This is a genomic window from Streptomyces sp. NPDC058864 (assembly GCF_042742985.1).
In the GTDB taxonomy this organism is placed as follows: Bacteria; Actinomycetota; Actinomycetes; order Streptomycetales; family Streptomycetaceae; genus Actinacidiphila.
In genome coordinates, this window is record NZ_JBHYMQ010000046.1 from 15,266 (window position 1) to 42,166 (window position 26,901).

General features: G+C 66.4%; 18 protein-coding genes and 2 pseudogenes. 8 read left to right on the forward strand and 12 right to left on the reverse strand.

Going from position 1 to position 26,901, the window contains the following annotated elements:
* Positions 1-36: 36 nt before the first annotated feature.
* Positions 37-2,076, reverse strand: a complete 2,040-nt coding sequence (gene tap / locus ACFW3D_RS28360) for a telomere-associated protein Tap (protein WP_500508648.1) — start codon at positions 2,074-2,076, stop codon at positions 37-39.
* Between the two features lie 313 nt (positions 2,077-2,389).
* Between tap and ACFW3D_RS28365 the strand changes: the two genes are divergently transcribed.
* From ACFW3D_RS28365 to ACFW3D_RS28375, 3 genes are read left to right on the forward strand one after another with little or no spacing between them, the layout of a single operon-like run.
* Positions 2,390-3,043 carry a TnsA-like heteromeric transposase endonuclease subunit gene (locus tag ACFW3D_RS28365; protein ID WP_500508650.1) on the forward strand — a complete coding sequence of 218 codons (654 nt, stop codon included), beginning with the start codon at positions 2,390-2,392 and terminating at the stop codon, positions 3,041-3,043.
* A complete protein-coding gene (locus ACFW3D_RS28370) occupies positions 3,040-5,439 on the forward strand; it encodes a transposase family protein (RefSeq protein ID WP_500508562.1) in 2,400 nt (799 codons plus the stop codon). The genes ACFW3D_RS28365 and ACFW3D_RS28370 overlap by 4 nt, the downstream gene beginning before the upstream one ends.
* 1 nt (position 5,440) lies before the next feature.
* Positions 5,441-6,481, forward strand: a complete 1,041-nt coding sequence (locus ACFW3D_RS28375) for an ATP-binding protein (protein WP_500508564.1) — start codon at positions 5,441-5,443, stop codon at positions 6,479-6,481.
* Positions 6,482-6,984: 503 nt separating this feature from the next.
* Here the strand turns inward: ACFW3D_RS28375 and ACFW3D_RS28380 are convergent.
* A complete protein-coding gene (locus tag ACFW3D_RS28380; RefSeq protein ID WP_500508565.1) occupies positions 6,985-7,941 on the reverse strand; it encodes an endonuclease VII domain-containing protein in 957 nt (318 codons plus the stop codon).
* A gap of 174 nt (positions 7,942-8,115) precedes the next feature.
* Between ACFW3D_RS28380 and ACFW3D_RS28385 the strand changes: the two genes are divergently transcribed.
* Positions 8,116-9,741 carry a hypothetical protein gene (locus tag ACFW3D_RS28385; protein WP_500508567.1) on the forward strand — a complete coding sequence of 542 codons (1,626 nt, stop codon included), beginning with the start codon at positions 8,116-8,118 and terminating at the stop codon, positions 9,739-9,741.
* A gap of 14 nt (positions 9,742-9,755) precedes the next feature.
* Here ACFW3D_RS28385 and ACFW3D_RS28390 read toward each other — a convergent pair whose 3' ends face one another.
* Positions 9,756-10,217, reverse strand: coding sequence for a GNAT family N-acetyltransferase (locus tag ACFW3D_RS28390; RefSeq protein WP_500508570.1), 462 nt, complete (start codon positions 10,215-10,217; stop codon positions 9,756-9,758).
* 105 nt (positions 10,218-10,322) lie between these two features.
* Here ACFW3D_RS28390 and ACFW3D_RS28395 point away from each other — a divergent pair, with 105 nt between their 5' ends.
* Both ACFW3D_RS28395 and ACFW3D_RS28400 read left to right on the forward strand, forming a co-directional pair.
* On the forward strand, positions 10,323-11,009 hold the full coding sequence (locus ACFW3D_RS28395; protein ID WP_500508571.1) for a DUF488 family protein, N3 subclade: 687 nt from the start codon (positions 10,323-10,325) through the stop codon (positions 11,007-11,009).
* An 89-nt stretch (positions 11,010-11,098) separates the two neighbouring features.
* The gene (locus tag ACFW3D_RS28400; protein ID WP_500508573.1) at positions 11,099-11,911 is read left to right on the forward strand and encodes a DUF8758 domain-containing protein; all 813 of its coding nucleotides are present in this window, start codon (positions 11,099-11,101) and stop codon (positions 11,909-11,911) included.
* Positions 11,912-11,981: 70 nt separating this feature from the next.
* Here ACFW3D_RS28400 and ACFW3D_RS28405 read toward each other — a convergent pair whose 3' ends face one another.
* The 7 genes and pseudogenes from ACFW3D_RS28405 to ACFW3D_RS28435 form a co-directional block, all read right to left on the reverse strand.
* Complete coding sequence (locus ACFW3D_RS28405) at positions 11,982-13,712, reverse strand: SIR2 family protein (RefSeq protein ID WP_500508575.1); 1,731 nt, start codon at positions 13,710-13,712, stop codon at positions 11,982-11,984.
* A gap of 459 nt (positions 13,713-14,171) precedes the next feature.
* Entirely contained in the window at positions 14,172-15,551 is a 1,380-nt protein-coding gene (locus tag ACFW3D_RS28410) for an AlbA family DNA-binding domain-containing protein (protein ID WP_500508577.1), read from the reverse strand.
* A 114-nt stretch (positions 15,552-15,665) separates the two neighbouring features.
* Positions 15,666-17,387, reverse strand: coding sequence for a hypothetical protein (locus tag ACFW3D_RS28415; protein WP_500508580.1), 1,722 nt, complete (start codon positions 17,385-17,387; stop codon positions 15,666-15,668).
* Between the two features lie 442 nt (positions 17,388-17,829).
* Positions 17,830-17,928 (reverse strand): annotated as a pseudogene (locus ACFW3D_RS28420) (transposase); the annotation flags it as partial.
* A gap of 138 nt (positions 17,929-18,066) precedes the next feature.
* Positions 18,067-19,200, reverse strand: coding sequence for a hypothetical protein (locus ACFW3D_RS28425; RefSeq protein ID WP_500508582.1), 1,134 nt, complete (start codon positions 19,198-19,200; stop codon positions 18,067-18,069).
* Between the two features lie 227 nt (positions 19,201-19,427).
* Entirely contained in the window at positions 19,428-21,263 is a 1,836-nt protein-coding gene (locus ACFW3D_RS28430) for a sensor domain-containing diguanylate cyclase (RefSeq protein ID WP_500508584.1), read from the reverse strand.
* Complete coding sequence (locus tag ACFW3D_RS28435; protein ID WP_500508587.1) at positions 21,260-21,838, reverse strand: RNA polymerase sigma factor; 579 nt, start codon at positions 21,836-21,838, stop codon at positions 21,260-21,262. The genes ACFW3D_RS28430 and ACFW3D_RS28435 overlap by 4 nt, the downstream gene beginning before the upstream one ends.
* A 365-nt stretch (positions 21,839-22,203) precedes the next feature.
* Here ACFW3D_RS28435 and ACFW3D_RS28440 point away from each other — a divergent pair, with 365 nt between their 5' ends.
* Positions 22,204-22,362 carry a hypothetical protein gene (locus ACFW3D_RS28440; RefSeq protein WP_500508589.1) on the forward strand — a complete coding sequence of 53 codons (159 nt, stop codon included), beginning with the start codon at positions 22,204-22,206 and terminating at the stop codon, positions 22,360-22,362.
* 226 nt (positions 22,363-22,588) lie between these two features.
* Here ACFW3D_RS28440 and ACFW3D_RS28445 read toward each other — a convergent pair whose 3' ends face one another.
* On the reverse strand, positions 22,589-24,739 hold the full coding sequence (locus tag ACFW3D_RS28445; protein ID WP_500508592.1) for a protein kinase domain-containing protein: 2,151 nt from the start codon (positions 24,737-24,739) through the stop codon (positions 22,589-22,591).
* A gap of 658 nt (positions 24,740-25,397) precedes the next feature.
* Here ACFW3D_RS28445 and ACFW3D_RS28450 point away from each other — a divergent pair.
* A pseudogene (locus ACFW3D_RS28450) lies at positions 25,398-25,601 on the forward strand (alpha/beta hydrolase); the annotation flags it as partial.
* 285 nt (positions 25,602-25,886) lie between these two features.
* Here ACFW3D_RS28450 and ACFW3D_RS28455 read toward each other — a convergent pair.
* Positions 25,887-26,588 carry an alpha/beta hydrolase gene (locus ACFW3D_RS28455; protein WP_500508593.1) on the reverse strand — a complete coding sequence of 234 codons (702 nt, stop codon included), beginning with the start codon at positions 26,586-26,588 and terminating at the stop codon, positions 25,887-25,889.
* Between the last annotated feature and the right edge of the window lie 313 nt (positions 26,589-26,901).

Below are 26,901 nucleotides of genomic sequence, written 5' to 3' on the forward strand. Positions count from 1 at the left end.
AGGGGTGGGGCTGATCGTTCACGGGTGCGTTGCCGGTCAGTGCGTGTGGGGGTGGGTTTTGATGTGGCTTGCCGGGTTGAGGTCGTCGGTGAGGAGGTGCTGGTACCAGTCCATGGACTGGACGCCTTCTTCTTTCATCCAGCCGGGGTTGACGCCCAGACGGAAGGTGCCTGAAATGCCGCTGCCGTTGGGGGTGAGGGGGACGACGGCAAGGGCGGTTGGCCTGGTGGCGGGGTAGATGACGCAGTCGGAGAGGACGGCCAGGGGGTAGAGGCCGGTTTCCTCGGCGGTGCGGCGCATTTTGCGGTGCATGCTGGTGCGGGCTCGGGCGATGACGGTGGCGCGGATGTCGGGGCGCCACGTGGGTTTGCTGAGCGCGGGCCAGGGTTCGTAGGGGGCGCGACGGGGGTCGCGGGGGCCTTCCCGGAGTTTGCCGATGCCGCCCTTGCCGGTGGCTTTGATGGCGGAGGCCAGTGCGAGCAGCGCGGGGTCTGCGGTCTTGAGACGGCTCATCGCGGCGAGGAACTCGCCGGCGGACAGGTCTTCTCGGACGCCGAGGTCGTTCATGGTGGCGAGGTAGGCGTCGCGGAGGCGTTTGTACCAGGGGTCGAGGTAGCGGCCGGAGTCGTGGCGCAGGTAGGCCGCACGCGGCTGGATGGTGGCACCGAGTTCTTGGGCGTAGGCGAGCGTGAGGGTGGTGTACCAGCCGGGCTGGGTGGGGGGCGTTCCGGTGGAGGTGAAGGGTGAGGGCAGGCGGGGGTCGTGCGGGATGTGGGTGAGGTCGCAGTACCAGCTGCCGGGTGTTTTGGCGTCGAAGGCGGGGTTCTCGACGTAGTGGGGTGGGCTGTTGAGGCCGACGCTGAGGCTGGTCGCGGCAGCAACGAAGGCCATGTTGGTGTCGAGTCCGACGACGTGCGGGAACAGCGCGGTCTCGTCGGCAGTGGGGAAGCGGGTCCAGTCCCAGGCTTCTTCGTCCAGAGCCTGGTCGGGGGTGCGGCCCTGCGCGAGGGGGTGGGCGTCGTGGGCTTCTGGGGGTGCGGGGTCGAGCGGGGCCCACAGGGCGCCAGGGCTGTCGCCTGATATGTAGCGCTTGGCGGGCGCGTTGGGGTCGGGATTGGCGGCAGGGCGGGTGGGGGGCCGTAGGACGGTCATGAGTGCTTCCCCGCACACGGCGGTGCTGCCGCGCGGGGTCAGGACGCGTTCGGCGTAGGTGCCCAGCCATGTGGCGAGGGCGGCCGGGGTCAGGTCGGGCGGCGGGTTCCAGCCGCCTTGTGTGAGGGCGCCCCAGGGGAGGATGGCCAGCTGGATGGAGCGGCGCTGGTTGTCGTGCGGGGTTTGGTAGATGCGCGCCCAGGGGCCGAGTCCGGCTTGGGTGAGTTTCCATCCGGCGGCAGCCAGGGCGGTGTGGTGGGGGCTGGGGGCGGACAGTTGCTGTGCGGCGCGGTCGTTGATTTCGAGCGGCAGGCCCAGGTAGTTGGCTGCTGAGGGGGTGAGGACGAGCAGCGGGTCGGCGGGTCGGCCGTAGGTGGCCAGGCGGGGCTGGCCGAGGCCGGCGTTCAGGCCCCAGTGCAGCAGGTCCGCAAGGGTGACGGCGGGGCAGGGCACGGCGGTGCCGTCGGTCAGGTGGGCCAGGAGCTGTTCGTCGTGGGATATCACGGCAAGGGGTCCGGCCGGGAAGGCTTCGTCTGCTCTGGCCGCGGAGGTGGTGGCGGGCTTGCGGGACGCTGCGGCTGGTGCGGTCCGCCGTGACCGGGTGGGAGCAGGAGTCGCCGGTGCAGGGGGCGTAGTTCTGCGCGGGACCTCGGAGGCGGGTGCGGCTGGGCTGGTGGTGCCCTGGGGGCGGGCTTGCTCGCGGGCGTGCAGGCCGTCCAGGAGCCGGGCGTAGGCGGCGCGCTGGGCTCCGTCGGGCTCGACCAGTCCGTTCTCCCACGCTTCGACCAGGTCCGCGCTGGCGTCCATGACCTTGGCGACTTGATCCAGGGTCAGGGCGGCGTCTTGGCGTAGCCGGCGGCGTTCGCCTGGTTCCGGTAGGCGGGTAGCGACGTGTTCCAGGAGAGCATCGACGCGGGCGAACATCTCGGCCGTAGGGTCGTTCACAGTTGGTGAATGTAATGGCGGTGCTGTTGCGGGCCGTCGGCGGGGTGTTTTACGAGGTCACAGCCCGGAAGAGGGCCGGGTAACGGGCCGGGATAGTCTGTCGCAGAGCGACCGGGAATCGATCACACAATCGATCCCCTGACGTACGGTGGGCGCCTCTTGGGGTGGGGCATGAGTGGAGAGCGGGCGCGTGGTCAAGGATCTACGGATCGTTCACCGGGACCGGTCCGGTAGAGAAATCCGTGTCCCTGTCGATCAGGCCGCCAATGCGTCCGTGCTGAGTGGCAGACCGGTGTGGGAGCCGTCGCGGCATCCGTCGGAGCGGAGCATCGTCACCTGGTGGTGGTCAGCGACGACCCGGCAGTTGGTGGGGTGCCGGTCTTTGGACCGGCTGTCGGTGGCCATGCTGCTGGATTTCAATCCGAAGGTCGTGAACTTCACGGCGTGGACAGCGCGGCTGGAGTGGACCGAGCGCGGCAGGACCCGGCGTTTCGTGCCCGATTTTTTCGCCCGCACTGCGGCAGGACAGACCGTGGTGGTCAGCTGTCCGCCGGCTTCGGGCCCCAGCAGCCGCTGGCAGCAACAGGCGGACGTGCTGAAACTGGTCTGCGAGCAGGCTGGCTGGGAGTTCGGGTCCCCCAGGTTGCCGCACAAGACCGCGCTGGCCAACCTGCGGTGGATCTCCCGGTACCGGCATCCCCGCAACGGGAGCCGCGCCATCGAGCAGGCTCTGCTGCATGCTTTCGACGGTCCGCGGCCGCTGCTGGAGGGAGTGCAGGGCGTAGCGGCGCCGGCGTTGCAGGTGCTGCCGCGGCTGTATCACCTGCTGTGGCGACATGAGCTGACCGTTGACTGGAGTACGCCGCTGGGGCCGGGAACCGTGGTGAGGCGTGGCAGTGGCGGCCCAGAGGCCATGCAGCGTCCGTTCACGGTGGATGCGTCATGAGCGGGCCGCTGCGGCCGCGGGCGGCACGTGCGCATCACGGGGTACTCGCCGAAGGCGACACGGTGCGCTGGCTAGGCGAGACGTACACGGTCCTGGACCTCGATGGATTGTCGGTACGTCTTGCTCCGCGGCCGGGCAGTGAGTTTCCGCTGCTGCAGTTGGCGTGGCCGCTGCTGGCCTCGGCTGCCGACTTCGCGGTGCTGGATGCGGCCGGGCAGCCCGTCGCACGCCAGGCCCTGCCTGACTGGGCGCGGCTGGAGGGCATCAACAGCGACGCGGCCCGTGAGGCCCGCATCTGGGAGCGGCACGTCCTGGAGATCGACACCGGCCTGCTGCCGGGGCAGCCGGAGGACGCGACACCGCGCCCGGGCTACGACCCGGATGCGTTCACGCTGATCGAGCGGTACAAGACGAAGGCCGCCGAGCTGAACGCGGTGCTCGACTTCGACGTGTCGTGGCACACCGTGCAGCGCAAACGCCTGGACTACCACAAGCACGGTATCTGGGGGCTGGTCGACAAGCGGCGCACCCGCACCCCTTCGCTGCACGGGCGGAACGATCCGCGGGTGGTGGACGCTCTGCTGGCGCTCATCGACGCCCGGTCGGGGAAGTCCGCGATCACCGCCTCGGGGCTGTTCGTGCTGCTGCGGCGTGAGGTCCGTACCCGCTACGGCGACACGGTCACGGTGCCGCCGGACACCACCTTGTACAAGCTGCTGGACCGGCTGGGCATCAAAGTGAAGGATCTGCGGGCTCCGACGCGGCGCCGGATGGACCGCTCGAACCGGCCGGGGCCGCCGTTCGGTGTGACGACCGCCCTGGCGCCGGGTGAGCTGGTGCAGATCGACTCCACGGACCTGGATGTGAAGGTCCTCGGCGACGACGGGCAGCCCACGTCGGTGGAGCTGACGGCCATGGTGGATGTGGCGACGCGGTCCATCATCGCCGCGATCATCCGCCCGAAGACAGCGCGTGGGCGACGCAGGAAGAATCAGCAGCGGCTGGCTCTGATCGCGTCCAGCCGTACCGGGGCCCGCGCCACCAAGGCGGTAGACGCCTCCCTGCTGCTGGCGCAGGGGCTGGTGCCGGCGCCGATGCGGGCCGGGTTCTCCCCGCAGGTTCACGCCAGTGCCTCGGACCTGCCGTATGAGCAGCTGCTGGAGGCCGACCCGCGGATGGCGCAGGCGGCCGCCCGGCCGGTGATCATCCCGGATGTGATCGTCATCGATCACGGGTCGGTGTTCGCGGGCCAGGCGTTCTTCGACGCGTGCCAGTACCTGGGGATCTCGCTGCGGCCGGCGAGGCGGCGCACGCCGACCGACAAGGCGATCGTCGAGCGGACCTTCGGGGCGATCAAGTCGCTGTTCAGTCAGCACGTCAACACCTACACCGGCAACGACATCTCCCGCCGGGCACGGACCCTGGACGGCGAGGTGCTGTTCACGCTGGCCGAGCTCGACAACCTGCTGCAGCAGTGGATCGCGCTGGGCTGGCAGAGCCGCCCGCACGACGAGCTGCGTGACCCGTACGACCCGAACCTGCCGCCACTGACCCCGAACCAGATGTATTCGGCGTACGTGCAGGTCGCCGGGTATGTGCCGGTCCCGCTGGGCCGGGACGACTACCTGCGGCTGCTGCCCACGGCCTGGGTCGGGGTCACCGACGAAGGCATCACGTTCAAAAACCGGGTGTACGAGAACGCCAAGGGTGAGCTCGATCCCTACCGGCGCCGCCGGTCCGGGCTGGGCGGCAAGCGGCGCGGCGGCTGGGAGCTGCGGTACAACCCGTACGCGCCGGAGCACGTGTGGCTGTACGACCACGAGAACAACACCTGGGTGGAGGCTGCCTTCCGGCATCAGCACCTCATCGGGGCACCGTGGACGCAGTACCTGTGGGACATCGCCACCGCCGAGCACGTGGAACGCGGCGGCCGCAAGGACGACGACCTGGCGATCGCCCAGGCCCTGGCCGAGCTCCTCGAGCGGGCCGGCCGCGGCCCGGACGAGGCGTCGGCCGCGGTCGTCCCGGACGGCTGGGGCCCGGCACTGCCCGCACCAGCCCCGCGCGTGTTCGACCCCTACGGCCAGGACTCTGCCCGGAGCGCTCCGGGCGGTGTGCTGGACCTGGACGACGCGGGCATGTACACGCTGCCCGGGCCGGCAGACCTCTCCCGGCGGGCGCCGGGCGGTGACCCGTTGTTCCTCTCCCCCGCCGCGGCACGTGCCGGGGCTTCCTGGAGCCCCGAGGCGGTGGCGTCATTCAAGGACACCTACTTCGACGACCTGCCGCCGCTGGAAGACGAAGCCGCCGACGACACCACAGATCCGTCCCCGCCCAGGCCAGCGGTGACAACCGACGAAGTTTTCAGCTCTATCGAACAGTTCGAGGAGGACTGAAGTGAAGGACCGCATCGACGAAGCGACCGTCCGGGGGCTGGTCGACGGGCCGACACGGCGCAGGCCTCCAGAGCCCGAATGGCGGGACACGCTGAGCAACTGGCGTGCCTCCGTGAACCGGTTCCCAGACCCGCCGAACCTGGCCGACTGCGCCCCGCTGAACATCGAACTCGCCGCTGACGACCCGCGGTTCCTGTTCCACGGCCGGATGCGACCGGTCCGTACCCCGGCCATCAACGCCGCGCTGAAGGTGGTCAAGATCCAACTGCAGGCCAACGCGCAGCGAGACACAGGCCGCATCGGGGTGGTCATCGAAGGCCCACGCGGCACCGGCAAGACCACGCTGATGCAGTACATCGGCTGGCACCACGAGATTCGCCTGAACCAGCTGTACGAGCCGGACGAGAACCGTATCCCGGTGATCGCGCTGAGCGTGCCGGCCCAAGGCCGCGGCGGGGCCCGGAACTGGGCGGCGGCGTTCGCGTACTTCCTCGGCCTGGAGCGGGACGGCGGAGCCGACCCGACCCGGTCGATCTGCCACGTGATGCGGCACTCGGGCACCAAGCTCGTCCTCATCGACGGCATCGACCGGCTCCAGCCCGGCGCCGACGTGCAGCAGTCATTCGCATTCCTGGAACACATCAGCGACGAGACCGGCGCGACGTTCGTGTACTGCGGCCGCGGCAGCCGCTCCATCGTCGACCCCATGCTCCGCGACCGCGAAACAAAGCTGGAGGACAACGAGGACCCGTGGGGTGACCACCCGGTCCTGGTCACCAGCCGCCTGGGCTACGACCAGACCGGCAAAGATCGCTTCCGCCGGATCGTCAACGAGTTCGAAAAGGACCTACGGCTGTTCCACCACGAGCCCGGCGACTTGACCAAGCTCGCCCCCATCCTGCACCTGCGCAGCAAGGGCTACCTACGAGCCCTGTCCCAGTTGATCAGCCAGGCCGCACAACAGGCCATGCTCACCAAACAAGAACGCATCACCGAAGAACTCCTCGACACCCTCACCGTCGGCCGCGTGATCTCAATCTGAGCACCTGGAGGTTCAGGCGAGACGCGAGACAGTTGACGCAACAGGCCGCGGTCCCAAGCCTCACGGACCCTGGAGCTTGTCGAACATGCAATCACTTTGTCGCACTTGCCCTCTGCCCGGCGCGCAACGGATGGAGGCGACCGGCAGACACTGGAAAAACTGGCCGGCCAGCGAGCAGCCGATGCCGTAATCGGATGTGGCGTTCAATGCTCTCCAACGGGCTGACAGCCAACGGCGCCCCTGCTGACTCCTGGTGACGGCAGCACCGACATAGTGGGTGTCCTCGTCGCACGACGGCTCCGGGAACCGCGGGCCTGCGACGTTTGCGGCCCGCCGGTCACGCTGCATCACCGATTGCTCAATGCGATTGACGACGCTCCTCTTGGACGCCGCGTCCAAGCTCTCGGGAAGCCTGTCAAAGGTGTCGGGGAGGACGTCGAGCAGACCCAAAGCGGTGCGACAGCCGAAACGTGTCTGCGGAGGAGACGTCGGGAGACCCGAAACTACTGGAAGGACTCCAGGTAGCTAGCAGCGGCCCGAAGGTAGTTCACGGAATCCTTGAACCGGCCAAGCCCGTTATTACAGTTGTTGCATAGGAGGCCTCGAACGCACTTTCCACATGACTTCTTTCCGGGGCAGCATGAGTGGTCGTGATCAACATGGGGTCTATTGTCGTCGGCGAACCCCACGCCGCAGACAGCGCAGCAGTTGTCCTGGTCCTCCAGCAGCCGAAGAAAGCCTTCGGGCTCTGTACCGTACATAGCCCGACGCCGACTGTCGTTATTGCACTTCTTACATCCGCGTGCGCCGTCCGGCTTGACGAGGGTATTCTCGTCATCGAAGGGGTGCCCCTTCAGGCAGTGGGTCTTGTCTCGGTTCCAGGGGCCTATCGAGTCGACCGGATGAAGCCCCTGACGCGCTCGGTTCCAGTTGACCCGGCAGATCTTACAAACCTTCTTCCCTGCCAAGGAACTCCTTTCCGGGTAGAAGTACGTCGTCTCCGGGAGCCACGGATGCCCGTTTTCGCAGACGTCACCGCGCTCGATTGCCCGCATGTGCTGCCTTCCCGCCTGCGTCTTCATCGTGGTGTGGGGCTCTACGACGACCAAGTGGTCCGGGAGGATGCACGCCTTGCTTTCACAAGTGTCCTCGACATGCTTGCCGTTGATGTCATGCCCGAGCTCCCGCATGAGCCAGCGGCGGACATTGACCAACTTCTGCCCCTCTGTAACGTAGAAGCGGGGGTACCCCGTGGAGTCAGTGGTACCGCTCCACAACTGGCAACCGCTGGCTGAGAAGACGGTGTAGTTGGCTATCACCTGAAATGTCAAGATCTTCGGCCCCCGCTTCTCCGTGGTGCCGTTCCGACGCATCCGGCGATAACAGGCCTGGCAGAGGCCCTTGCTATGGACCCTTCTGCCATCGCCCTCGCTACAAAGCGCCTGCAGTCTCTCTGTCATGCTCACTGTCCCGAGACATAGGAGAGGTCGGACCCGCTGATCTCTCCGGTGGTAGGGCCAAGATCCTAGTGGTCGCAGTGCGGATGCGTGTGGGGAATCCAACCCCAGTCGTAGGGAACTCCTCACCGGCAAGAGTGGCTGCGGAGAGCGTGCCGGTCTGGCACGATGCGGTACATGTCGCGTGCTGTCTCGGGACCTGCTGAAGACGCCCACCTCCGGCTGACCGTGCCGGTCCGAGAGCGTTTGAAGGCTGTCGTTTTCGATGCCAACGCTTATGGCAAAGCCCGTCCAGACATCGAGCATCTGACGAGGCTAGCGGCCCGCCTCGCCGGAATCGGCATCGAGACATGGGTGCCAGAGCCCGTAGCCTGGGAGTGGGCCGAACATGTGTCTCGTGACTGGCAGGCGCTCAAGAACGCCGGGCGACAGGAGCGCGACAGCATGAAACGCGCCGGCCTGGAAACTGAGGTGCCTCGAGCGCTCTACAGTAGCCGGGAGGCCGTCATCGACACTGTGCTAGCGAACTTGAGCACAGTCCCGCACGTAAGAATCATCTCGCTGACGGGAAGCAGCGCCGCCGAGGCGTTGAAGGACCAGGTCCTCCAACGCAGCCCAGCCAAACTTAAGGGCGATAGCGGCAAGCCGGGCAGTGCAGTCAAGACCGGTGCAAGCGACAGTGCATGGCTGCGCGACGTACTGGCCCTCGCATCCTCTGAAGAGATCCTCATCGTGTCCTCGGACACCGACGTGGAAGCGGCCTTCAAGGCATGGGGCAAGCAACTGCCGCTGATACGGAAACTAAAGGAACTGCCGGCGACGCTGTTCGACGTCACCGTCGATGACGGACACGCCCAGTCGTCCATCGCGCGCTACCTCCTCAACCAATTGCCCGCCGTCGGCTTCGACGGCGATGGCACCAGCTTCGACATCGGTCGCATCGTGGGGCTGGAGACCGCGATCACCAACGAGACCGACGGTGACGGCACCAGTCTCAGCGTCTATGGAGCCAGCGTGACAGGGCTCGTGGCTCTCGCAGGCCTTGACGAAGTCAGGATCGAGCACGACGTCCCAGATGACGTCCTCTCCCCGGAGAACGACTACCCGGGCCGGTCACGGCCGGGCGAACTCGGGCCACCCAAGCACGACGTCGCCTATGCGAAGGTGTTCTTCCTGGCAGAGGGCGAAGCAACGGTGCAAACGCTCTACAACGGCGGCGACCCCGAAGTCTCCGTGATCCCGTACGACAACATCCTGGTCCGGGCGCAACTCAGCTTCCGCTTCACCGATGGTGCGATCACCGCAGTGGCGGCCGAGGCAGATGCAACCGCCATGCTCGTTAGGGACGCATACGACGATGACGACGACGCTGTCAGCGCCCTTGCTGAGGCGCTGGCCTGTGTGCCTGGGCTCGACCTCAATCTAGCTTCTGTCGGCTATGCGAACGCGGACCTGACTGGCCTGATCCGCGGCATCCACGGCCAGGTCCATGTGGACGTGAAGCGTGATAGCAGCGCCTGGAGGATGAAGGTGGCTTTCTGGCACCGCGTCCAGTCCGGAGATGAGCTCGAGCGGGACGAGTCGGTCGAGGTGAGGTGTACCTACGACCCGGACTCATGGTGGGGTGGCAGTCGAGAAGGCTTCCAAGGCCCCAACGCGTACCGGGTATCGGCGTATGGGGCCGGTCTGCCAGGTTCTCATGGGGTGTGGTCGGTGCCTGCCTGGGTCATCAGCAGAATCGACTGGTCGGCCTTCAGCGCCCCTAAGGACCAGGCACAGTCGGGCGAGAAAGGAGACGCTTAGGGTTCAATGTTGCATCAGGTCAGGTCAGTCGCAGTCGTCAGTGGCGCTGCCCAAAGCTGCTCGCCTGTTACCTGCTCCAGTCCGCAGGCGGCAAAGAAGGCTAGCCTGTCCCCGGATTCACGGGGGTCGGGAAAGAGCGCGACGCTGTGGAGTCCTGCGTCCTGGGCGTCTGCGACGAACTGGTGGAGAAGGGCCCTCCCAACTCCTCGCCGTCGAGCCCGGGGTGCAACGAGCATGTACGACACTCGTGCCCGCGGCGGAGGGTAGGCACCGCAGGCGAACTCGCTGGTGTCCCAAAAGGTCCCTTCCAGGAAGCCGACGACCTCGGCGTCGGCCAGGGCCACGTACCGAAGCGCCCTCGGCGGTTGCACGCCGCGCTCGACCTCGCTCGCTAGGTTGGTCCAGCCCTCGGTGACGAGTAGCTCGTGGAGGGCGTCCACGTGCGTGTGAGTCAGCGGCGCGACCTCAAGCGTCATTCCGCCAGGGTAGACGGTGGAAGGCGCGGTCCCTTCCTGTTGATTCCCGCTGTTGCGGCGTGCTGACTCGCGTTTCCATTCAAATGGAAGTTAGGATCCCCGCCCATGGCAGGTCGACCGGCAGCAAGCCGTCAGGATCGGGTTCGGGCGCAGGAGTTGGCTCGACAAGTACGTGCGTTGCGTGAGGCGCGCGGATGGACACGGGAGCGGCTTGCGAAGGAGGCAGGTCTGCATACGCGGACTCTGGTTAGCCTGGAGAGTGAGGGTGCTGTTCAGCCGGGCTTCTTCACCGTGGGGGCGCTGGCTGGGGCGTTGGAGATCAGTCTGGATGAACTGTTTCGTGCAGCTCAGCCGACGTACGGTTTGTGGTCAGCCGGCTATGAGGGCCGGGACATCGGATCGTTTGTTACGGCCCTGGTGGACACGCAGATCGACGCTGTGGCGGATGTACGGCTGACGCCGATCAGCCGCAAGCCGGGCTTCAGCAAGACGCGACTGCGTGAGGCCTTGAACGGGGCGGGGATCGAGTATGTGCATCTACGGGCCCTGGGGAATCCCAAGGACAACCGTGCCCCCTTCTGGGAAGGACGTCTGACCGAGGGGCGGGCACGGTTCAGGGGTCTCCTGGAGTCGCAGGAGGCCGTCGCAGAACTTGCCAGCCTTGCCGAGCGTGCCCAGGCATCGCGTGTGGCGGTGCTGTGCTTCGAGCAGGATGCCGAGCGCTGTCACCGCACTGTGGTCGTCGAGGAGGTCCTGCGGCAGGCTGACGTAACGGTGACCGCTCTGAACTGAGCGTTCCGCCGCGAGCAGGCCCTCTTAACAAACCGCGCTGTTGCGTCCAATCTGGCCTTCAGGGGTCACATCGGGCTGGGGAGGCAACGGTGGGCGAACGGCAACGGGCTCGCATCATGATCACGGTGAAGACCTATCCGGAACTGTCCGCCAAGTACCGGGAGACCAGTTGTGTCGCCGGTGTCCGCCTCGACCTCGGTCAGCCGCGGCACGTGCGGCTCTTCCCGGTGCCGTTCCGGCTGCTGGAGCAGCAGGCGAAGTTTGCGAAGTACTCCGTCATCGAAGTCGACGTCGAGACGCACCGGAATGACCGGCGCCCGGAGAGCCTGCGCCCGATCCTCGACACGTTGAAAGTCATCGAGCAGCTCTCCCCCGCCGATGGCTGGGTCCGGCGATGGCAGTATCTGCGGCCGCTGGTGGCACCGTCCCTGTGTGCGATACGCCGCGACCAGGAGATTCGCGGCACCTCGCTGGGACTCTTCCATATCCCTGCCACGCCCGGGTTGAAGCTGACGGACGCCGAGCCGTGGCCCGACTCGAAGTCTGCCCTGACTGACCAGATGGACCTTTTCGAGCAGGACTTGAAGCGTCTGGAGTGGGTGCCGGTGCAGTTGCGCTACAGGTTCTCCTGCGCGGATGCGGAGTGTCCCGGACATGACATGCACCTGAAAGACTGGGAGGCAGGCGAGTCCTACCGCAAATTCCTCCGCACCTATGGCGTGCACCAGGTGCGGCAGAAGCTGCTCGAGCGGTGGCTGACCCGCATGTTCACCCCTGATCGGGCCGTCCACGCGTTCGTCGGGAACATCGCCGCCCGCCCCCGCACCTTCATGCTCCTCGGTCTGGCCCGTCCCCAACGGAAGGTTACCGAGTACGCCCAGGACGACCTGTTCTCTCTGTAAGGGTGTGCCCGTCGGCGGGGCCACGTTGGCGAGCATCTCGTTTCGATGCAGGGCCACCCACCGACGAACCCTAATGCGTCGTCCCCCACGCCACCCGGCTGGCCCAGTCGCTGAAGTCGGCGGCGAGCTGCTGCTGAGCTTCTCCCAGCCGTTTGACATCGCCGTCTAGGAAGCCGCCCAGCAACAGCGGATGATCAGCGTCGGCGCGGGTGATCTGCCGATCGAGCCAGGCGGCCGGTAGGGGCTGATAGGCGCCCAGTCCTCCGGTCCGGCGTATGTGAGGGGCTCCGTCAAGGCTGTGCCCTGCCGCGTAGCGGGCGATGAGCCGCAAGTATTCGAAGCGTTCCCAGGCATCGGTGTAGGCGGCCTGGCCGAGTGCCAGGTGGTCGGTGAAGACAGGTTGCAGCTGCTGATAGAGAAGTTCGGCGGACTTCTGCTCGCTGAGCACCTCGTACGGGCTGAGGAGGACGGCAACCGGGTCCGCGCTGCCCTCGCGGCGACGATCCGGCGTGTGGGGTTCGGTCAGGACGCGGACCACCGTCCCCCAACGTTCGGCTGCCAGGGCGGATACACCTGCCGCGTAGGTGACCATGACGGCGGGGGCGCGGACGAGGTTGAGGAGTGAGGTGAAACCGCCGTCCCGGCTCGGTTCTGCGAGTTGTTCGATGTCGCCGATCCACCATCGGTCTGTCTCGTTGGTGCCCCAGTACGCGCAGGTGGCCACGAGAGCGAGCAGGCGTTCGGACTCCGCTTGGAGTGTCTTCAGCCGGTGGGCGTGTTCGGTTCGTTCGTCAGCCACCTGCCAGGGGCCCCGGCGCATGGGGAGGGCCGCGATGCGGGTGAACTCTTTGCGGAGGGTGTCGTGTAGCGAGATGGCCTGCTGGGTGCCGGACAGGGCACGTTTGGCGGAGGCTACGGCGATGGCAACGCTGACGGGGTGTTCCCGGGCGATGTCGGCGAGCGCGTCGACGGCATCGGCGGTCTGTCCGAAGAAGGTGTCGGCGTCCGCGGCTACGTGGGTGGCGGCCCGGCGGGTCAGCAGGTCCTGTGCGGTGGTGGACAGGGAGCGGGGGTCGGCCCAGAAGGTGGCGAAGCGGCGGGTTGGGCATCGGGACAAAGCGTTGCGCAGGGCTGGGTCCCATGTGGCGGACCAGCCGGCGATGGCCAGGCCGTACTCGTCGAAGATGCGGTCCAGCAGGGCGTCGACCTCTGGTGCGTACCGCTCGAGTTCTTCTGGCGTGTTCAGCATGCTGGTGGGGTTGAGATAGTCACCGTGCACGTGGACGACCAGGCAGCGGATGGTGTGCAGCGGAGCCAGGCCGGCGATGTCGTCGGGATGCGCCACCACGGTGGGTTCGATGCCGGCTTCACGCAGCGCTGTCTCGGCGAGTCGGTCGAAGTTTGTGGTCAGCACGATGCGTACCGCGCCGGCGGCTGCGAGCCGGGCAACGGCGTGGTGTGCAGCCGTGGGCTGCTTGCGTCCGTCCACCCGCTCCTGTTCGTTGGGCTCGAAGAAGGAACTCAGCAACGCTTGGCGTTCATATGGGGTGCTGGTCAAGGCGGCCAGGAGACTGTCGTAGCTGGCTGGTTGACCGAATCGGTCTTCATACCAGGCGTGCGGGTCACCGATCTCCTTAGCTTTGTCGGCGGCGGCGATGCGCCGGATGAGGTCCTGCTGCACATCCCAAGCAGAAGGCATTCCTGCACCGATCGAGGCACCGGCTCCGAGAAGCACTGCAAACGCGCCCGGCGCAGCGTGCATGGCGAACGCGAGCCGTACATGCGGTTCCATCGTCTCCATCAGTCATCCTCCAGGCATCAACATGGCGAGGTTCCGGCTGCCGATCAGCCTGCCCTTCTCTCAGTTTACGTCAGATAGACGAAAAGTGTGGGGCTAGGCCTTCGCCATAGTGGCGACTCGGGTCCGCATGAGGGTCGGCTGTCGCGTCGACGCGTATCGGATTATGGACAGCCTTCTGGCAAGGCGCAGGCTATGTAGCAGCGGTAGACCCGGCCCTGCCAGCCCGAGTAACTAGGGCGGGCGTACCGGCGCGGGGGGGGGAGCAGCTCGGTGGTTCGCTGGGCCCACAGGTCGCGCGGTTCATATCCCGCCCCCGCTACGAATATCCGGCTCCTGCCCGACTTTCCGTCGGGCAGGGGCCGGAACCGTGCGTGCGCCCTAGCAGCGCATGGCTGACCAAGGCGCCGGGCGGCACGCTCCACTCGCCCCAGACGACGCCTGGGGGCGTGAGCTGGTCAGTTACGACGACAGAACTTCAATCCCGTGGTCGTTGGCCCACTTCGCCATGTGTGTTCGCAGTTGGAGGCCCCAGCCGGATTGCCGGAGCTTGCCGGATCGCGTGATCGGCGGAGCTTCCGTGATGCCGAACGCCTGGACGATCTCGTCCGCGAGGAGGGAGGTGGTTTGGACGAGGGCTGGTCCCTCTTCGGCAAGGTCGTCCAGTAGCGCCGCGGCATCACCGTCGGCGTAGGCGCAGAATTGCGTGCTCAGCGGGAGTCGATGGCTGCCGTTGATGCGCATGCCGTCAATGCGCAGGGGGAGCATCGGAACCATCTGCGGTCGGGGCGGCCCTGCCGGATGCGTGTGGGGAGCTTCCACCAGAGCGGCCTCGACCAGGGCAGTGCCTGTCGCTCCCGCCCGGTCGCGAGCGTGGAGGGCCAGCACATGGAGGGCCGACATCAGCAACCACACGACCGTGTCGGGTTCGGTCCAGCAGAACTCCGTGCCATCGACAGTGCTGGTGTGCGGTGCCACGTGCAGCGCCCACGATGCTGATCCGTCGCGGTGCAGGTCGCAATGGCTGTAGTGGTAGCCGTTCGGGTCTCCGCCGGTGGTGATCAGGCGGCGGGACCCGATACGGACCCTGTCGAACGCCGACTGGCTTTGGATCAAGAGTTTGGTGTCCAGAAGCTCCTGCTCATACCGGGCGAAGGTCTGGCGGTTGATCGTCATGTCGCCGGGCACCTCGGGGGTGAGCGAGACGATCAAGTGCGGCTGGTTGCTGGGCGGCAGCGCGGCGAGGAGCTCGCGCTCCACTGTTGCCAGGCGGTCCGTGCGGTCCGCGCTGGCGGTGAAGCGGCGCTGATAGGCGGTGGCGACGTCGGTTTCGGTAAGCCAGTCGGTCTTACTGGCTGCGCGGCGCGGGTAGCGCAGAGCCTCCTTGGTCGCTTTCGCCAGCGGAGCGGTGACCGCGTGAGGGCCGTGCGGGCTGCGCGGTACGGCGATCAGGAGGAAACCCCGCCCGTCGGCAGTCGGATCGGGATTCGGCACCGGCCGCATGTCGAAACGGACCGGCGGCGCGGTGTTGGCGGCAACAACCTGCTGAAGGTGACGCCGCAGCCGATCCGAGACGTCGGCATCCATCACCTTCGACGGAATCCCTCGAGCGTCGGCCATGCCGACGACCAGCACCCCGCCGACATGGTTGGCAAAGGCCGCCACGTCCTTGGCCAGTTCCGCCTTCTTCTCCTCGGTGTCCGCGAGCAGTTCCTGCTTGAAGTCCAGGTCCTCGGCCTCCGCCGCTTCCGGATTGTCCACCAAAGCCATGAGATCGGCGTAGGTGACAGCATCCAGAGGGCCACCAAGAAGCGCCTCCAGGCGCCGCGAGCGATACAGCATGTCCGGGACGGTAGCCGACCCAGCCACTCGCCGCGAGGGGATTGCGGCGGGGTCCGTCTCAGCACCCGCGGCCGCCTGACCATCACCTTCGCCGAACGGTCGTGAGGCAAGCAATCAGCCTCTGCCCTGCCGGTCTGGTTCCGGGGGTAGACCAATGGCTGCGACCGCGGCGACGAGAAGGACGGCTGTGTCCGCGGTCGCCGAGTCGGGGGCGCCGATTGCTACCTGAACGCGTTCGTCGTACGGCAAGCCGCCCCAGGCTCTGGCGTATTCACGTGCCAAGGTCTGCAGTGCAGGCTCGGCACGCAATCGGGCGGCCAGTTCGTCAGCTGCCTGGTGGAGGTAGGCGTTCAGCAGGTCGCTTCCGCTGCCGTTGTGGAGCATCTGCACCAGGGCGGCGCCGTACTGGGGGTCTTTGGCGGCGGTCACCAGCTGGCCGGAGATGAGCTGGGCTCGGAGCAGGGGCAGGTTGTCCTCTTCACTACTGCCCTGATCACCGTGGAGTGCGGTGTACCTGTCGAGGGCTTCCTGCCATTCTGCGGCGTCCCGTTCGGTGCGGAACGTGCCGTCTGGCTGCGGAAGCAGACCGTCGGTTTGCCGATAGGCATAGATCCACGAGGGCGACAGACCCAGCGTCTTGAGCAGGGCCGTACCCTCTTCTTCGACCTTTGCCAGGGAGAGCGTCTGCGGAGAGTCTGCGTCGGGGTCGAAGAAGATCGGGTCGTCACCGCTCGGGGGCCGCCCGAATTTCTCTTCGAATGCGCGTACCTGCGCCTGCAGAGCAGCCGAGGCATCCTGACTGATCCTCGTGATGGTGCCATCTCGAGTGACGACCTGAGCGTACCCAAGGCCGAAGGCAAGGTCGGTCAGTGCTCGCCCCGGGGAACTGCGCCAGAGCCGGTCCTCGGGTGCCACTGGCTGGGTGCTCGCCGGGAGGACGAGAAGGCGGGTGAGGACTTCGTCGACCGCCAGACCACGGTCGGGGGCGATCAGGAGCAGATCGACGACGGGGAGCAGAGGCGAGTGTTCGGGAAGGCCACAGGCCCAGGCGGCCGCGCGGGCTCCTGCCTCCTCCAGGTCTTCGTCGTCGGCAGCCACAAGCGCGAGGTATAGCGCGGGAAGCAGGAGGGCCGCCTCCTCACGGACGGGCAGGCCCGCCTCGTCCAGGAGATTGATCCCCTCGCGCAGAGCATCGAGTGCCGTTCCGTCGTGGGGCAGTTCGACCGTGGTGCTGTGCCAGAACTGGGCGACCTGCTCCGATGCATCATCCGGCGCAGCAGGTAGTTGAGCATCGCGCGATGGGCCATAGATGGCGCGAGCGGCATGTAACGCTGTTGCGGGGAGCAGGTCGCGAGGCAGTTTGCGCTGGTCAAGGCCAATGTCTTCAAGGTACCCGTGGAGCAGCATCATCATTTGTCCGTCATCGACGGGGAGATCGTGCTCCTCACTCGCAGCGACAACTTCGTGGACGAAGCCCTCGATCCCGGCCCAGTGCACCGTGCCGCGCAGCAGCTCTAGCCAGGCGTTGCGGGCATTGGCGAACTCGTATTCGTCCCGGAACCTGCCCGGGAATGCGGTCCCGAGGAACAGGGCGTCGAGAGGGTCGAGTCCCTGGTACCAGTCTGGTTCCTCGTCCTGGGTCTGTGCGAATCCCAGCACGCCGTAGCCGAAGGCGTAGGCGCCGGCCAGGCTCATCTTTCCTGGCGCGTTGGCCCGCATCAAGCGTTCCAACGCGCGCTCGGCTTCCTCGCGCGAGGGCGGCTGCAGCCCTCGACTACGCCGCTGGGGCGACGGGACTGCCCCGCGCTGCTTCTTCCTCCGGGACGCTTCACCCATGATGAACCTCCTCCAGGACAGAGCGTTCACCATTAGGGCTCCGCACACCGCTCATTCCTGAAAACCAGTCCTGCAGCGGGACTGGCCACACCCTGGACCTGTTGGTCATCGAGGAGGGCGTGGGCGACGCCGCGGCAGAGGCATCCGAGACCCGCGGGACGAGAAGCGGTCCGGGCCGAGCTGCTGCGGCCGACACGGACAATGCAAATTCCCGATCGAGCGGATGATCTCACTACGCTCACCTACGGCCATCCACCTGCGGCAACATGTGACCCGATTGGGTGTGTGGGGCTGCGGAGCAGCCAGGGCGGTTGTTTAGATGGGCCACAGCGGGCCAGCGTGGCCCCCGACGCCCCGGACCCGCAGCCTGTGAGAGGCCGACGGTCGGGTGGGGTGCGAGCCGGCGGAAAGGGAGTGCGGCAGGTCTGGAGCGGTGACGCTTCTCGCCTTCCAGAGCGGATTCCGGCGGTCGCTTCGTCAACTGCTGAAGTAGCCCCTGCAGCCCCTCGGCCTGAGCCCGAGTCACCAACCGCTCGATCATCTGGTCCGTCCACGGGCCTGCCCGGCCGTGGGCCACCTGGATTGCAACTGCGGGCGGCGGAGGGCAGGTTCTATTGACGGCGTTGAGGTGACCGACGTGCTGGATTCCTGAGCTGTCCCCGGTCCGGTTGCTCGACCGTCAGGACCGGGGAGGCCGCGTATCGTCTGCGGTCGGGAGTGTCGTGGGGACCGCTCCAGCCGGGGAGAGGCGAACGACGTGCAGGGAAGATCGCTCCTGCGCCGTAGTGCTCTGCAGCGTGGGGGTATCGGCCCTCGGAGAGGAGTCGCGGCGGGGACGAAAAGGGGTGGCTGTTGCTGAGGCCGCCGACCGGCTCGCGCACGCTATGTCGATGCGCCGACGCGCCCGGTCGACGCAACGGATCACGACGGGCACCTCGTCATGTTCTTGAAGGCCTTCAGCCTCGTCGTCGCGTACCCGAGAGTGTCCTCCGCCTGGCAGTGCGACCCAGACGCCTTTGCTGTTGATCTCGCAGACGGTTGCGGTGAAGCTACTGCCCCGCTGATAGGTGCGTTCCCAAACGTCCCAGGGGTCTGTGTCTTTTTGCTGTGTGAGGACCAGGACATTGTCCTGGTAGAAGAAGGAGCCGAAGGTTCCCGTTCCGGCAAGTCCGTGCGACGTTCCGAGCGGGACGAGGTTCGGGGAACCCTTGTCACTCGCGTGGTGTTCCGCGCTGCGCCGCATATCGCACAGGTCGCGCACCCGGGTACCGCCCTGCAAAATCTCCTCCGTACTGGCCGTGGCCCACAGGCTGGCTGGCGCACAAGGACGCAGGTCCATCTCCGGTTCCCGCCGTTGCCAGCGCACGTCATGGAGTTCAGCGTGCAGGCGGGTCCGCAAGTCGGCCAAGCCTTTGAAGCTCCACTCCCACCGCACGACACGAAGCTGCCCGCGTACGTTGGTGGGGACCTCGGCTCCCTCATGCGCGATCACCACAAGGCGCTTTTTGAGGCACAGTGCCCATGCCAGTTCCATGGCAACCGACGTGGAGGGCACCGACAGGTCAGCGACCACGATCCCTGCCCGGTCGATTCCAGACCATGAGACGCCCAGCACACTCTCTGTGGTGCCGCAGACCCGATCGGCGCGTTCAGCGCGTAGCCCCCAGTTGCTGAGCCAGTCCTTGAAGTGCCCTTCGTACAGGACGTCGAAGTTCTCGGTACGGCCGTCGGGCAATTGTTTGAGCTCGTATGGCATGGCGAAGAAGACGAGGTCGTCCTCGACCAGTCCCTGGCGTCGCAGTTCCAGTGTCATCCGCTCCCCACTTCCATGTCAGTCGTGCACTACGAGACGCGCGTTGGTATCGCCCCTTGCCCGTCACGGGAGTAGAGGGGTGGACGCAGCCGGGTGCGTTGTCCCGGGCGGTAGCCGGTTTCAGGGCTACCGCGCCTTGCTCGGTGTTCGGGTCCGAGGCCGGTCCTGGCCCTGCGAGGATCAGGACCGGCGTACGGGGGTGTTCTGCCGGACGTTGTATACGGCCGTCAGCCGGCATGCACTCGTGCCAGGCAGGTCGTCTTCCACAGCGTCTGTTGGAAGTACATCTCTTGGTCGGCGCTGTGAAGGATCCGGTCGGGGCTGGCTCCTTGTGTCACCCATCCCACGCCGAAGCTGGCGCCGACGCGTACCGCGCCCTTGCCGAGGCGGATGGGTGGAGCCAGTGACGCGTTCAGGCGGGCGATGAGTTCCTGGCTCCCTTTTCGCGTGCAGTCGCTTGCCAGTACCGCGAACTCTTCGTCGCCCAGGCGGGCGACGATGTCGCCGCTGCGTACGGCGCGCTGCAGTCTTCCGGCCACTTCCCTCAGCACGATGTTCGCCGGCTCCCGGCCTAGTCGGCTGGTGACCGCGGCGAAGTCGTTGAGGCCGCAGACCAGCACTGCGGTCCGCGCCTCAGCGTGGTCGTCGTGCGGCATCTGGCAGGCCTCGGTCAGCCGACGACGTAGCTCGGTGCCGTTCGCCAGGCCGGTGAGTTCATCGACCGTGGCGGACTGGGCTTGTGGGCTGAGATCGTCCACATAGGTGAGCCGGTAACAGGAGGCCTCGGTGCCGTGGGTGACGACGGATGTGCTGAGCAATACCGGGATGTAGCTGCCGTCGCGGTGTGACAGGCGCACTTCGGCCTGGCCGGCGTCCGAGGGCATGCGCAGGAGCAGGTCCAAGTCCTCGGGGTGGACCAGGTCCTCGAAGGAGAAATCGCTCAGCGAGATCGCGGGCCGGCCTAGCAGGTCGCAGAGAGTGTCGTTGACACGGCTCAGTTTGCCGCGTCGTCCTTCGCCGATCTCGGCTACCGCCACGCCGCGAGGGGCGTCCTCGATGGTCGGCTGGAGGTTGTATCCGCCTGCTGTGAGGGCCTGCCGCTCGTACTCCAGGCGCACCAGGGTGCGTTGGGTGTCTGCTCGCAGTCGGGCGTTGCTGATGGCAACGGCCGCGTGGAAGGTGAACATCTCCAGGGCTTCTCGATCCCACACGTCGGGGAGCAGTCCGTCGCGCGGGCTGTCGACCGACAGCACGCCGAGCAGTTCGCCGTCTGTGCCGTACATGGGGGCGATGAGCCGGTCCTCGGGATGCCAATGTTCGGGTGACTGCGGGGCGGGGCCGCCGCCTGTCCAGGAGGGCACGCCGTCGCCGTCCAGTGTCCAGCCGATCTCATGCGAGATGAAGCGCAAGCTGCCCCATTCCTGGCCCATGGAAAGACGTCGGTCCCACTGCTCCCGTGGTCCAGCGCGTCCGATCATGAGGGCCTCGGCAGCCTCACTTCCTCCGATAGCGGCGATGACCAGATTGCCATCCGGTCGCACGAGATTGACACCACCCAGCCCGTAATCCAGACCACTGATCAGCCCATCGGCGACCGTCTGCAAGGTCTCGGCGAGGCTCTGGGCGGCGTGTAGCTTGGCGATGGCTTCGTGCAGCCGCGCAAGGGATCCCGGCGAAGCGCCGAATCTCTCTTCGGGGTCCGGGATCATACGCACCGGGTCGGGGCGAACCCCTTCGCTGAGCTGACGAAGTCGATGAAGCAGCCTCTCGACACCGGGTACGTGGTAGTCGGCAGCGATCCGCAGCCAATGGGCGGCCCTTTGCAGGTCGTCGCGCTCGAGGTGTTCGATGCCCAGGGCAAGCGCGTCGTGCCCGAGTTCGGCACCGACAGCCAGGACATCAAGGGCTTCCTGATCCGGAGGGCTGAGATCGTCGAGTGCGGACATCACGCTGGCGAAGCCGTCGTCGAGTTCCGCGTCGGTGAAACCCGGGCCATCCTCACCCAGGGCAGCGAGCAGCCTCTCGACCGGGTGGCTACGGTCGGGCCGATCGTCGTGGTTCACTTGCGCACCTCCCCGCGCGCGGTGACCGTCTGCCGATAACCATCAAGTTCTGGCATTTTCCGCAATTCTTTGACCGCTGTGGCAATTAATTTCTTCACGCCGTCGACGCTGATCCCCATCAGCCTGGCCACCGTGGTCCGGTCCAGGCCGTCGACGTAACGCAGGCACAGCGCTTCTCGCTGGCGTTGTGTCAGCCTGTCCAGCGCGTGTCCCAAGTCCAGGCGTGAGTCAACGGGACCCCAGGTGTCAGCTCCTTGCTGCGTGAGCTGCGCCAGGCGTTCGGTGAGGATCTCGTCTCCCGGCAAGTCAGCAGCCCGGTTCTGTTCCTCGTACCAGTCCACGATCCGTCGCTGGGCGATGACGAACAGCGGCGCTGCAAGGTCGTCGTAGGGCTGCCATCGGTCGAAACGGTGAAAGTAGGCCTTCCATACGTTCTGGCATATGTCCGCGACGGCGTTCTCGTCGCGCACCCGGCGTGTCACGTACCTGAACAGCCTCTCGTGCTGCGCTCGATACAGCACCGCACGCGGATCCGCGTGACCATCGGCCGCCCTCTGCGGCTGGGCACTATTCAATGTCCGCTATCCCCCGTTCCCGGAGCCGGCTGCCTGGGCGCCGGCACCGAACCGCATCCGGCGAGCCGCCGCGCATAGCGGGCTCCCGCGCCGCCCTCGCTGAGCAACCGGACCGGTTCAGGCATCGTGGCGCCTCCTTTGGGCTCCGCTTAACGGCCCGTCACATACCTGGTCCCTCAACGCAGCGAAAACGGGTACCCCTGCGAGCCGAAATCCCGAACAGCCGACTACCGCGGCTTCTGGCCGCAGGCCTCCTGCAGGTTCTGCCCTGCTCGCCAGCCGTCTGCCGGAAGCTTCGCGCTCAAAGTCCTGTCCCGGACGATGTTCCGCTCAAGCTGGTCGACTGGGCGCGGACTCTTCTGGCCGTGGAGATCGTCTTCGTCCGCGACCTCGTCGGCTCGGGCGTCGAGTGGCCAATCACCACAGGGACGGATGACGACGCCACTCTCAGAATCCTCAGGGGGATCCAGCGGAAGCTGGCCAGAACCGTGAGCGCCTACTACAGAAAGCGTCCGAGCGCATAGCTGAGGCAGTTGCCTCTGCGCCTCAAGCCACGACCTCGATGGAGGTCGGCCCAAGCCCGGCTGCACTACCAACGGAAGGAGCGCCCCCGGAGCGGGCCACCCTGCGCGGCGGCGCGGCCGGCCGCAACGCCGACACAAAGATCGTGTTACGAGCTCTAACTCGAGGAGCCTACCGACAACCCTGTGGTCGCCGACCACTACACGTCACCGTACGCGAACTCGAATGTTACTTCGGTGGCTGGAAGGCGTAAATCCTACCCGAGTCTGTCTCCGCCAGCACGCGGCTGCCAAGGGTGACGATCCACTGGGACGCACCCGCGAGGGCTTCTCCTGGATCGTTGCGCGCGGCGCTGATCCACATGACCCGGCCCGTGGCGGCGTCCAGGGCAGCTACGCGGCCTCCGAGCAGCGGAACGAGGACGCTGTTTCCGGCGACCACCGGACCGGAACCTTCCTGGACCGCTGGCCAGGGCAGGTCCTTTGTCCACGAAACACTCCCCTGCTGAGCATTCACGGCCGTCACTCGACCGTCAGCCCGCAGCACGATGAGCTTGTCCTCTGCCATCACCACCGGGCCGGTCAGATGACTCGGGAGGGTTACGCTCGTGGCGGCGCCAGTCTGGTTATCCAGGTGGATGAGGGAGGTGTACTGCACCGGTGAGGATTCGAGCGGGGTGGTCTGCACAAGGTAGTTCGTTGGCGCGCCATTCGTAGGCCCAGGAACAATTTCGGGGGGAACGCGGTTTCGCGGTATTCGTCCGGTCTGAACCGTCTTACCGGTTCGCACGTTCACGTGATACAGGATGCCGCTGCGGGATTCATCCTTGCCGTCATCTACGAAGAGCATGCGGTCATCGGAGGCCGCAACCGGAATTCCCCCAAGCGGCGTCGGCACCTTGCATGTGTTCCCGTCGATGGGATTGACCGCCAACATGTCGCTACCAGAGGCGAGGACTATACACGAGGGGTTGAGCTCCCCAAGGAAGGAATAGTTGGCCCCGCTGTGCGGCAGCGTCCACACGGTTTTCTGGTCCTTCAGGCGGATGCCCCGCAGGTCGCTTCCGGGGTCGCTTCCTCCGTGCGGAACGTCGATGATGACAACGCCCGTGCGTGCAGATACACCGACCACGTTAACGCTCCACAGCGGCTCTTCATGCCACACAATGCGTCCTGTGCGTCCGTCAAGCAAGTAGAGCGCACGGCTGTCTGTACACACGACGTCTCCCACCGCCGGCTTGCAGACCGGGGCGCCGCTGTACTCGATCGCATGCTTCGGGTCTCGCGGGAGATCAGTGTTCCAGGTGCCCCAGCCACTTGGCCGCAGCGCCGCCGCTGGCTCCCTGAGCGTCGTGGTTGCCGCGGGCTTCCTCAAAGTGGGCGTCGCCGACAGGGTGCTCGTCGAGGAGCCCTTACCTACTTTGCCCGGGGAGTTGGCGATCACCGCAGCGGTGGCGACAGCCAGGATCACCACCGCCACGGAACCCGCGACAGCGCGTCTGCGTCGGTTCTTGCCGAGAGCGCGGCCGCGTTCTGCCACCTGAAACTGCCGCCGCTCCCGACGTGACGCCAGCAGGTGCAACAGCCTTTCCGGTGTAGGCCGATCCTGCGGATCCTTTTTCAGGCAGAGACGAACGATCGACTGTAACGGCTCGGTCACCCCGGAGAGGTCTGGGGCCTCGTGGACGACGTTGTAAGCCGTGGCAAAGGCGTTCTCGGCATCGAAGGGTCCATGGCCCGCAACGGCGAACACCAGTACCGCGCCCAGCGCGAACACATCTGCGGCCGGCCCGACCTCGGCCGCGCTTTGGAGCTGTTCCGGGGCCATGTAGGGAGGAGTTCCGACGATCCGGCCGTCCGTCGTCAGCTGCGTGGAGTCCTGTACGCGGGAGATGCCGAAGTCGATCACTCGCGGGCCGTCAGCAGCCATTATCACGTTGGAGGGCTTCAGATCGCGGTGAACGATTCCGACCCGATGGATGTCCTTCAGCGCTTCTGCCAGTCCGTAGCCGAGCGCCCAAGCGTCCTCATTCGGAAGCGACCCACGAGTTCGGACATATACGTCCAATGTTGGCGAATCGAAGAACTCCGTTGCCAACCAGGGACAGTCGCCTTCAGTGTCAGCATCCAGCACGGAGGCGGTGAAGGCTCCGCTGACAGAACGGGCGGCAGCAACCTCGCGCGTGAACCGACTACGGAACCCGGCTTTCTCCGCATGGTCCGGTCGGATCACCTTCAACGCGACATGGCGCCCAGTCGGCGACGACGCCAAGTAGACGACACCCATGCCGCCTGCCCCGAGTTGGCGTTCCACAGTGTACGGCCCGATAGCTTCGGGAATCCCACCGTAAGCATCGGTGCACTCCACCCGATCAGTCACGGGGCACACCCTAGACCATGGACACAAAGGCGCCCCAGCCATGGAGAGTTGCTGGTGGCCAAACGCGAGACAGCCGTAAGCGCCAGCCACATGGCACACCCACCCCGACAACCTTCTGGCACCACCCGGAGAACTCCAACCGGTCCGGCCCAGGCGCGGCACCGCCCATCGACCGGCAATCTGTGACGTCACATCGGCAACAGGGCCGACCTACAGCGAGCAGGGGCGATCGGCATGACGACCCACTACAAGCGAAGCGGAGAACGCCCCGCATCGTACTGAAGGCACCAACCCACTCCGCCGACCCGGGTCCTCAACCAAGCGGCTATTCGCCAATGACTTACCGCTGAAGTTGCAACAACTCTCCAAATACTTAACGCACCGCACGTAGATCACATGATCACGAATCATGGGGTGACATCACTGCAGGCCAGACGGTTACAACTTGCTACCCATGAAACTGCCGTACACGAGGTCATAGCGGTGGTGATGTTGCAACTACACAGGTAACTGACAGCCAATGGGTGCTCCCTAGTGAGGCGGTAGCGGCACCCTAGCGGCTGGCACTGACAGCGACGGCCACTCAACTAGCGTCTTACCCCCGACCACGGGTCCCGCGACCTGGGTGGGCGTTGAGCGGAGGGGACCAGTCCTTCAACAGCAGGCCCGCCAGGTCGCCATTCCGCTGCATGTCCTCCTGCAGTGGGACGATGAAGGGAACGACCGGCAGGCGGCCCTGAACCTGTTCGACGCCTTCAGCTCGAAGGAGAAGTCCCTGCACGCCAGCATGGGCGGGCACACCGGCCTCCTGCAGTTCGCGGGAGACGCCGCGGCCCAGTTCTTCATCCGACATTTGAAGTGAGGCAGGGCCGAGACCTCGACACCCTGCGCGAGGCCGTTCTGGCCCACGCAAGTGCGGGACGCCTCCTACTAGAAACAATGGCGAGGGCTGCAGGTGTCATGGGGCTTGGACCTGTGGGCTGCGCCTGGGGATCTGCCGGACGTCAGCCCGGGGAGTCGGCTGTCGGCCTCTGGTCGTCTGGTGGACGACGTCCACCCGCCGAGCCGGCTTACCACTATGGACAACCGCGTGGCAGCACAGCCGGGCTGGCTGCTGCCAGGAGCCGCAGGCCCGACTGTGCGTTGCTCACTGGCGGGCGTCGGCGTCGATCAGTTGGGCCAGCTGTGCGGGCCGGGACAGGAAGGAGGAGTGTCCCGAGGCCAAGCGGTAGATACGCTCCGCGCGGGCGGACATGGCCTCCTGGAAGCCGGAATCCAGCGCGGTGTCGTTCTCGGTGATGATGTAGCTCGAGGGCACGGTCTTCCAGGCGGCAGTGGTGAGCGGCTCGCAGAAGGAACGCGCTGACTGCAGGACCAACTGCTTGGTGGCGTGGTCGGCGTCCTGCGGGTCCACGTCGGAGTAGAAGGCGGTCTTCGGGTCCTCGTAGTGCCCGTGCGCGTCGAGCGTTACGGCGCCGCTACCGGAGACCTTGCCGCCGCTCAGGCTGTCGATGGACTCGTCCGCATCGATCATGAAAGCGGAGAGGTAGACCAGACGCGCCACGTTGGACGCGCTGGCGACAGCCTCGGTGGCGGGGATCGCGCCGTAGGAATGACCCACGACGGTCACCGGCCCCTCAAGGGCATCCAGACGCTCGCGGATGACGCGTGCGTCGTCGTACATGCCGGCGGTGTTCCCTGCGTCGGCCGAGGCGCTTGGAAGGTTCACCGTCTCCACGTGCCATCCCAGCGCGGTGAGCTCGGGGACGAGTTTCTCCCAGCACCAGGCGCCGTGCCAGGCGCCGTGGACGAGCAGGATGGTGGATGTGCTGCGGTCAGTGCTGGTCATGATGCGCCTTTGGAAGCGTGGAGGACAAAACATACCGGGCCGTGCGTGACCCTCCTGGACGTTAAGCGCGTCATCCCACGCTTGGCCATGCTCAGTGATCCGGGCTTCATGTCCGTCCGTCCGACATACCTTGCGACCTGGAGGCGGCCGCATTCTCTGGGCGAAACCTGCGCTCGAGACTGGGCTGACGCGGCAGGGGCGGCCTGTGCCCGCCGGGTGCGGCCTGTGCCCGCCGGGTGCGGCCTGTGCCCGCCGGGTGCGGCCTGTGCCCGCCGGGTGCGGCCTGTGCCCGCCGGGTGCGGCCTGTGCCCGC

Excerpts from the sequence above, each read along its gene's own strand:
- tap (WP_500508648.1), bottom strand. The coding sequence starts at position 2,076 with ATGTTCGCCCGCGTCGATGCTCTCCTGGAACACGTCGCTACCCGCCTA.
- ACFW3D_RS28370 (WP_500508562.1), top strand. The coding sequence starts at position 3,040 with ATGAGCGGGCCGCTGCGGCCGCGGGCGGCACGTGCGCATCACGGGGTA.
- ACFW3D_RS28380 (WP_500508565.1), bottom strand. The coding sequence starts at position 7,941 with ATGACAGAGAGACTGCAGGCGCTTTGTAGCGAGGGCGATGGCAGAAGG.
- ACFW3D_RS28385 (WP_500508567.1), top strand. The coding sequence starts at position 8,116 with ATGTCGCGTGCTGTCTCGGGACCTGCTGAAGACGCCCACCTCCGGCTG.
- ACFW3D_RS28390 (WP_500508570.1), bottom strand. The coding sequence starts at position 10,217 with ATGACGCTTGAGGTCGCGCCGCTGACTCACACGCACGTGGACGCCCTC.
- ACFW3D_RS28395 (WP_500508571.1), top strand. The coding sequence starts at position 10,323 with ATGGCAGGTCGACCGGCAGCAAGCCGTCAGGATCGGGTTCGGGCGCAG.
- ACFW3D_RS28405 (WP_500508575.1), bottom strand. The coding sequence starts at position 13,712 with ATGGAGACGATGGAACCGCATGTACGGCTCGCGTTCGCCATGCACGCT.
- ACFW3D_RS28410 (WP_500508577.1), bottom strand. The coding sequence starts at position 15,551 with ATGCTGTATCGCTCGCGGCGCCTGGAGGCGCTTCTTGGTGGCCCTCTG.
- ACFW3D_RS28415 (WP_500508580.1), bottom strand. The coding sequence starts at position 17,387 with ATGGGTGAAGCGTCCCGGAGGAAGAAGCAGCGCGGGGCAGTCCCGTCG.
- ACFW3D_RS28425 (WP_500508582.1), bottom strand. The coding sequence starts at position 19,200 with ATGACACTGGAACTGCGACGCCAGGGACTGGTCGAGGACGACCTCGTC.
- ACFW3D_RS28455 (WP_500508593.1), bottom strand. The coding sequence starts at position 26,588 with ATGACCAGCACTGACCGCAGCACATCCACCATCCTGCTCGTCCACGGC.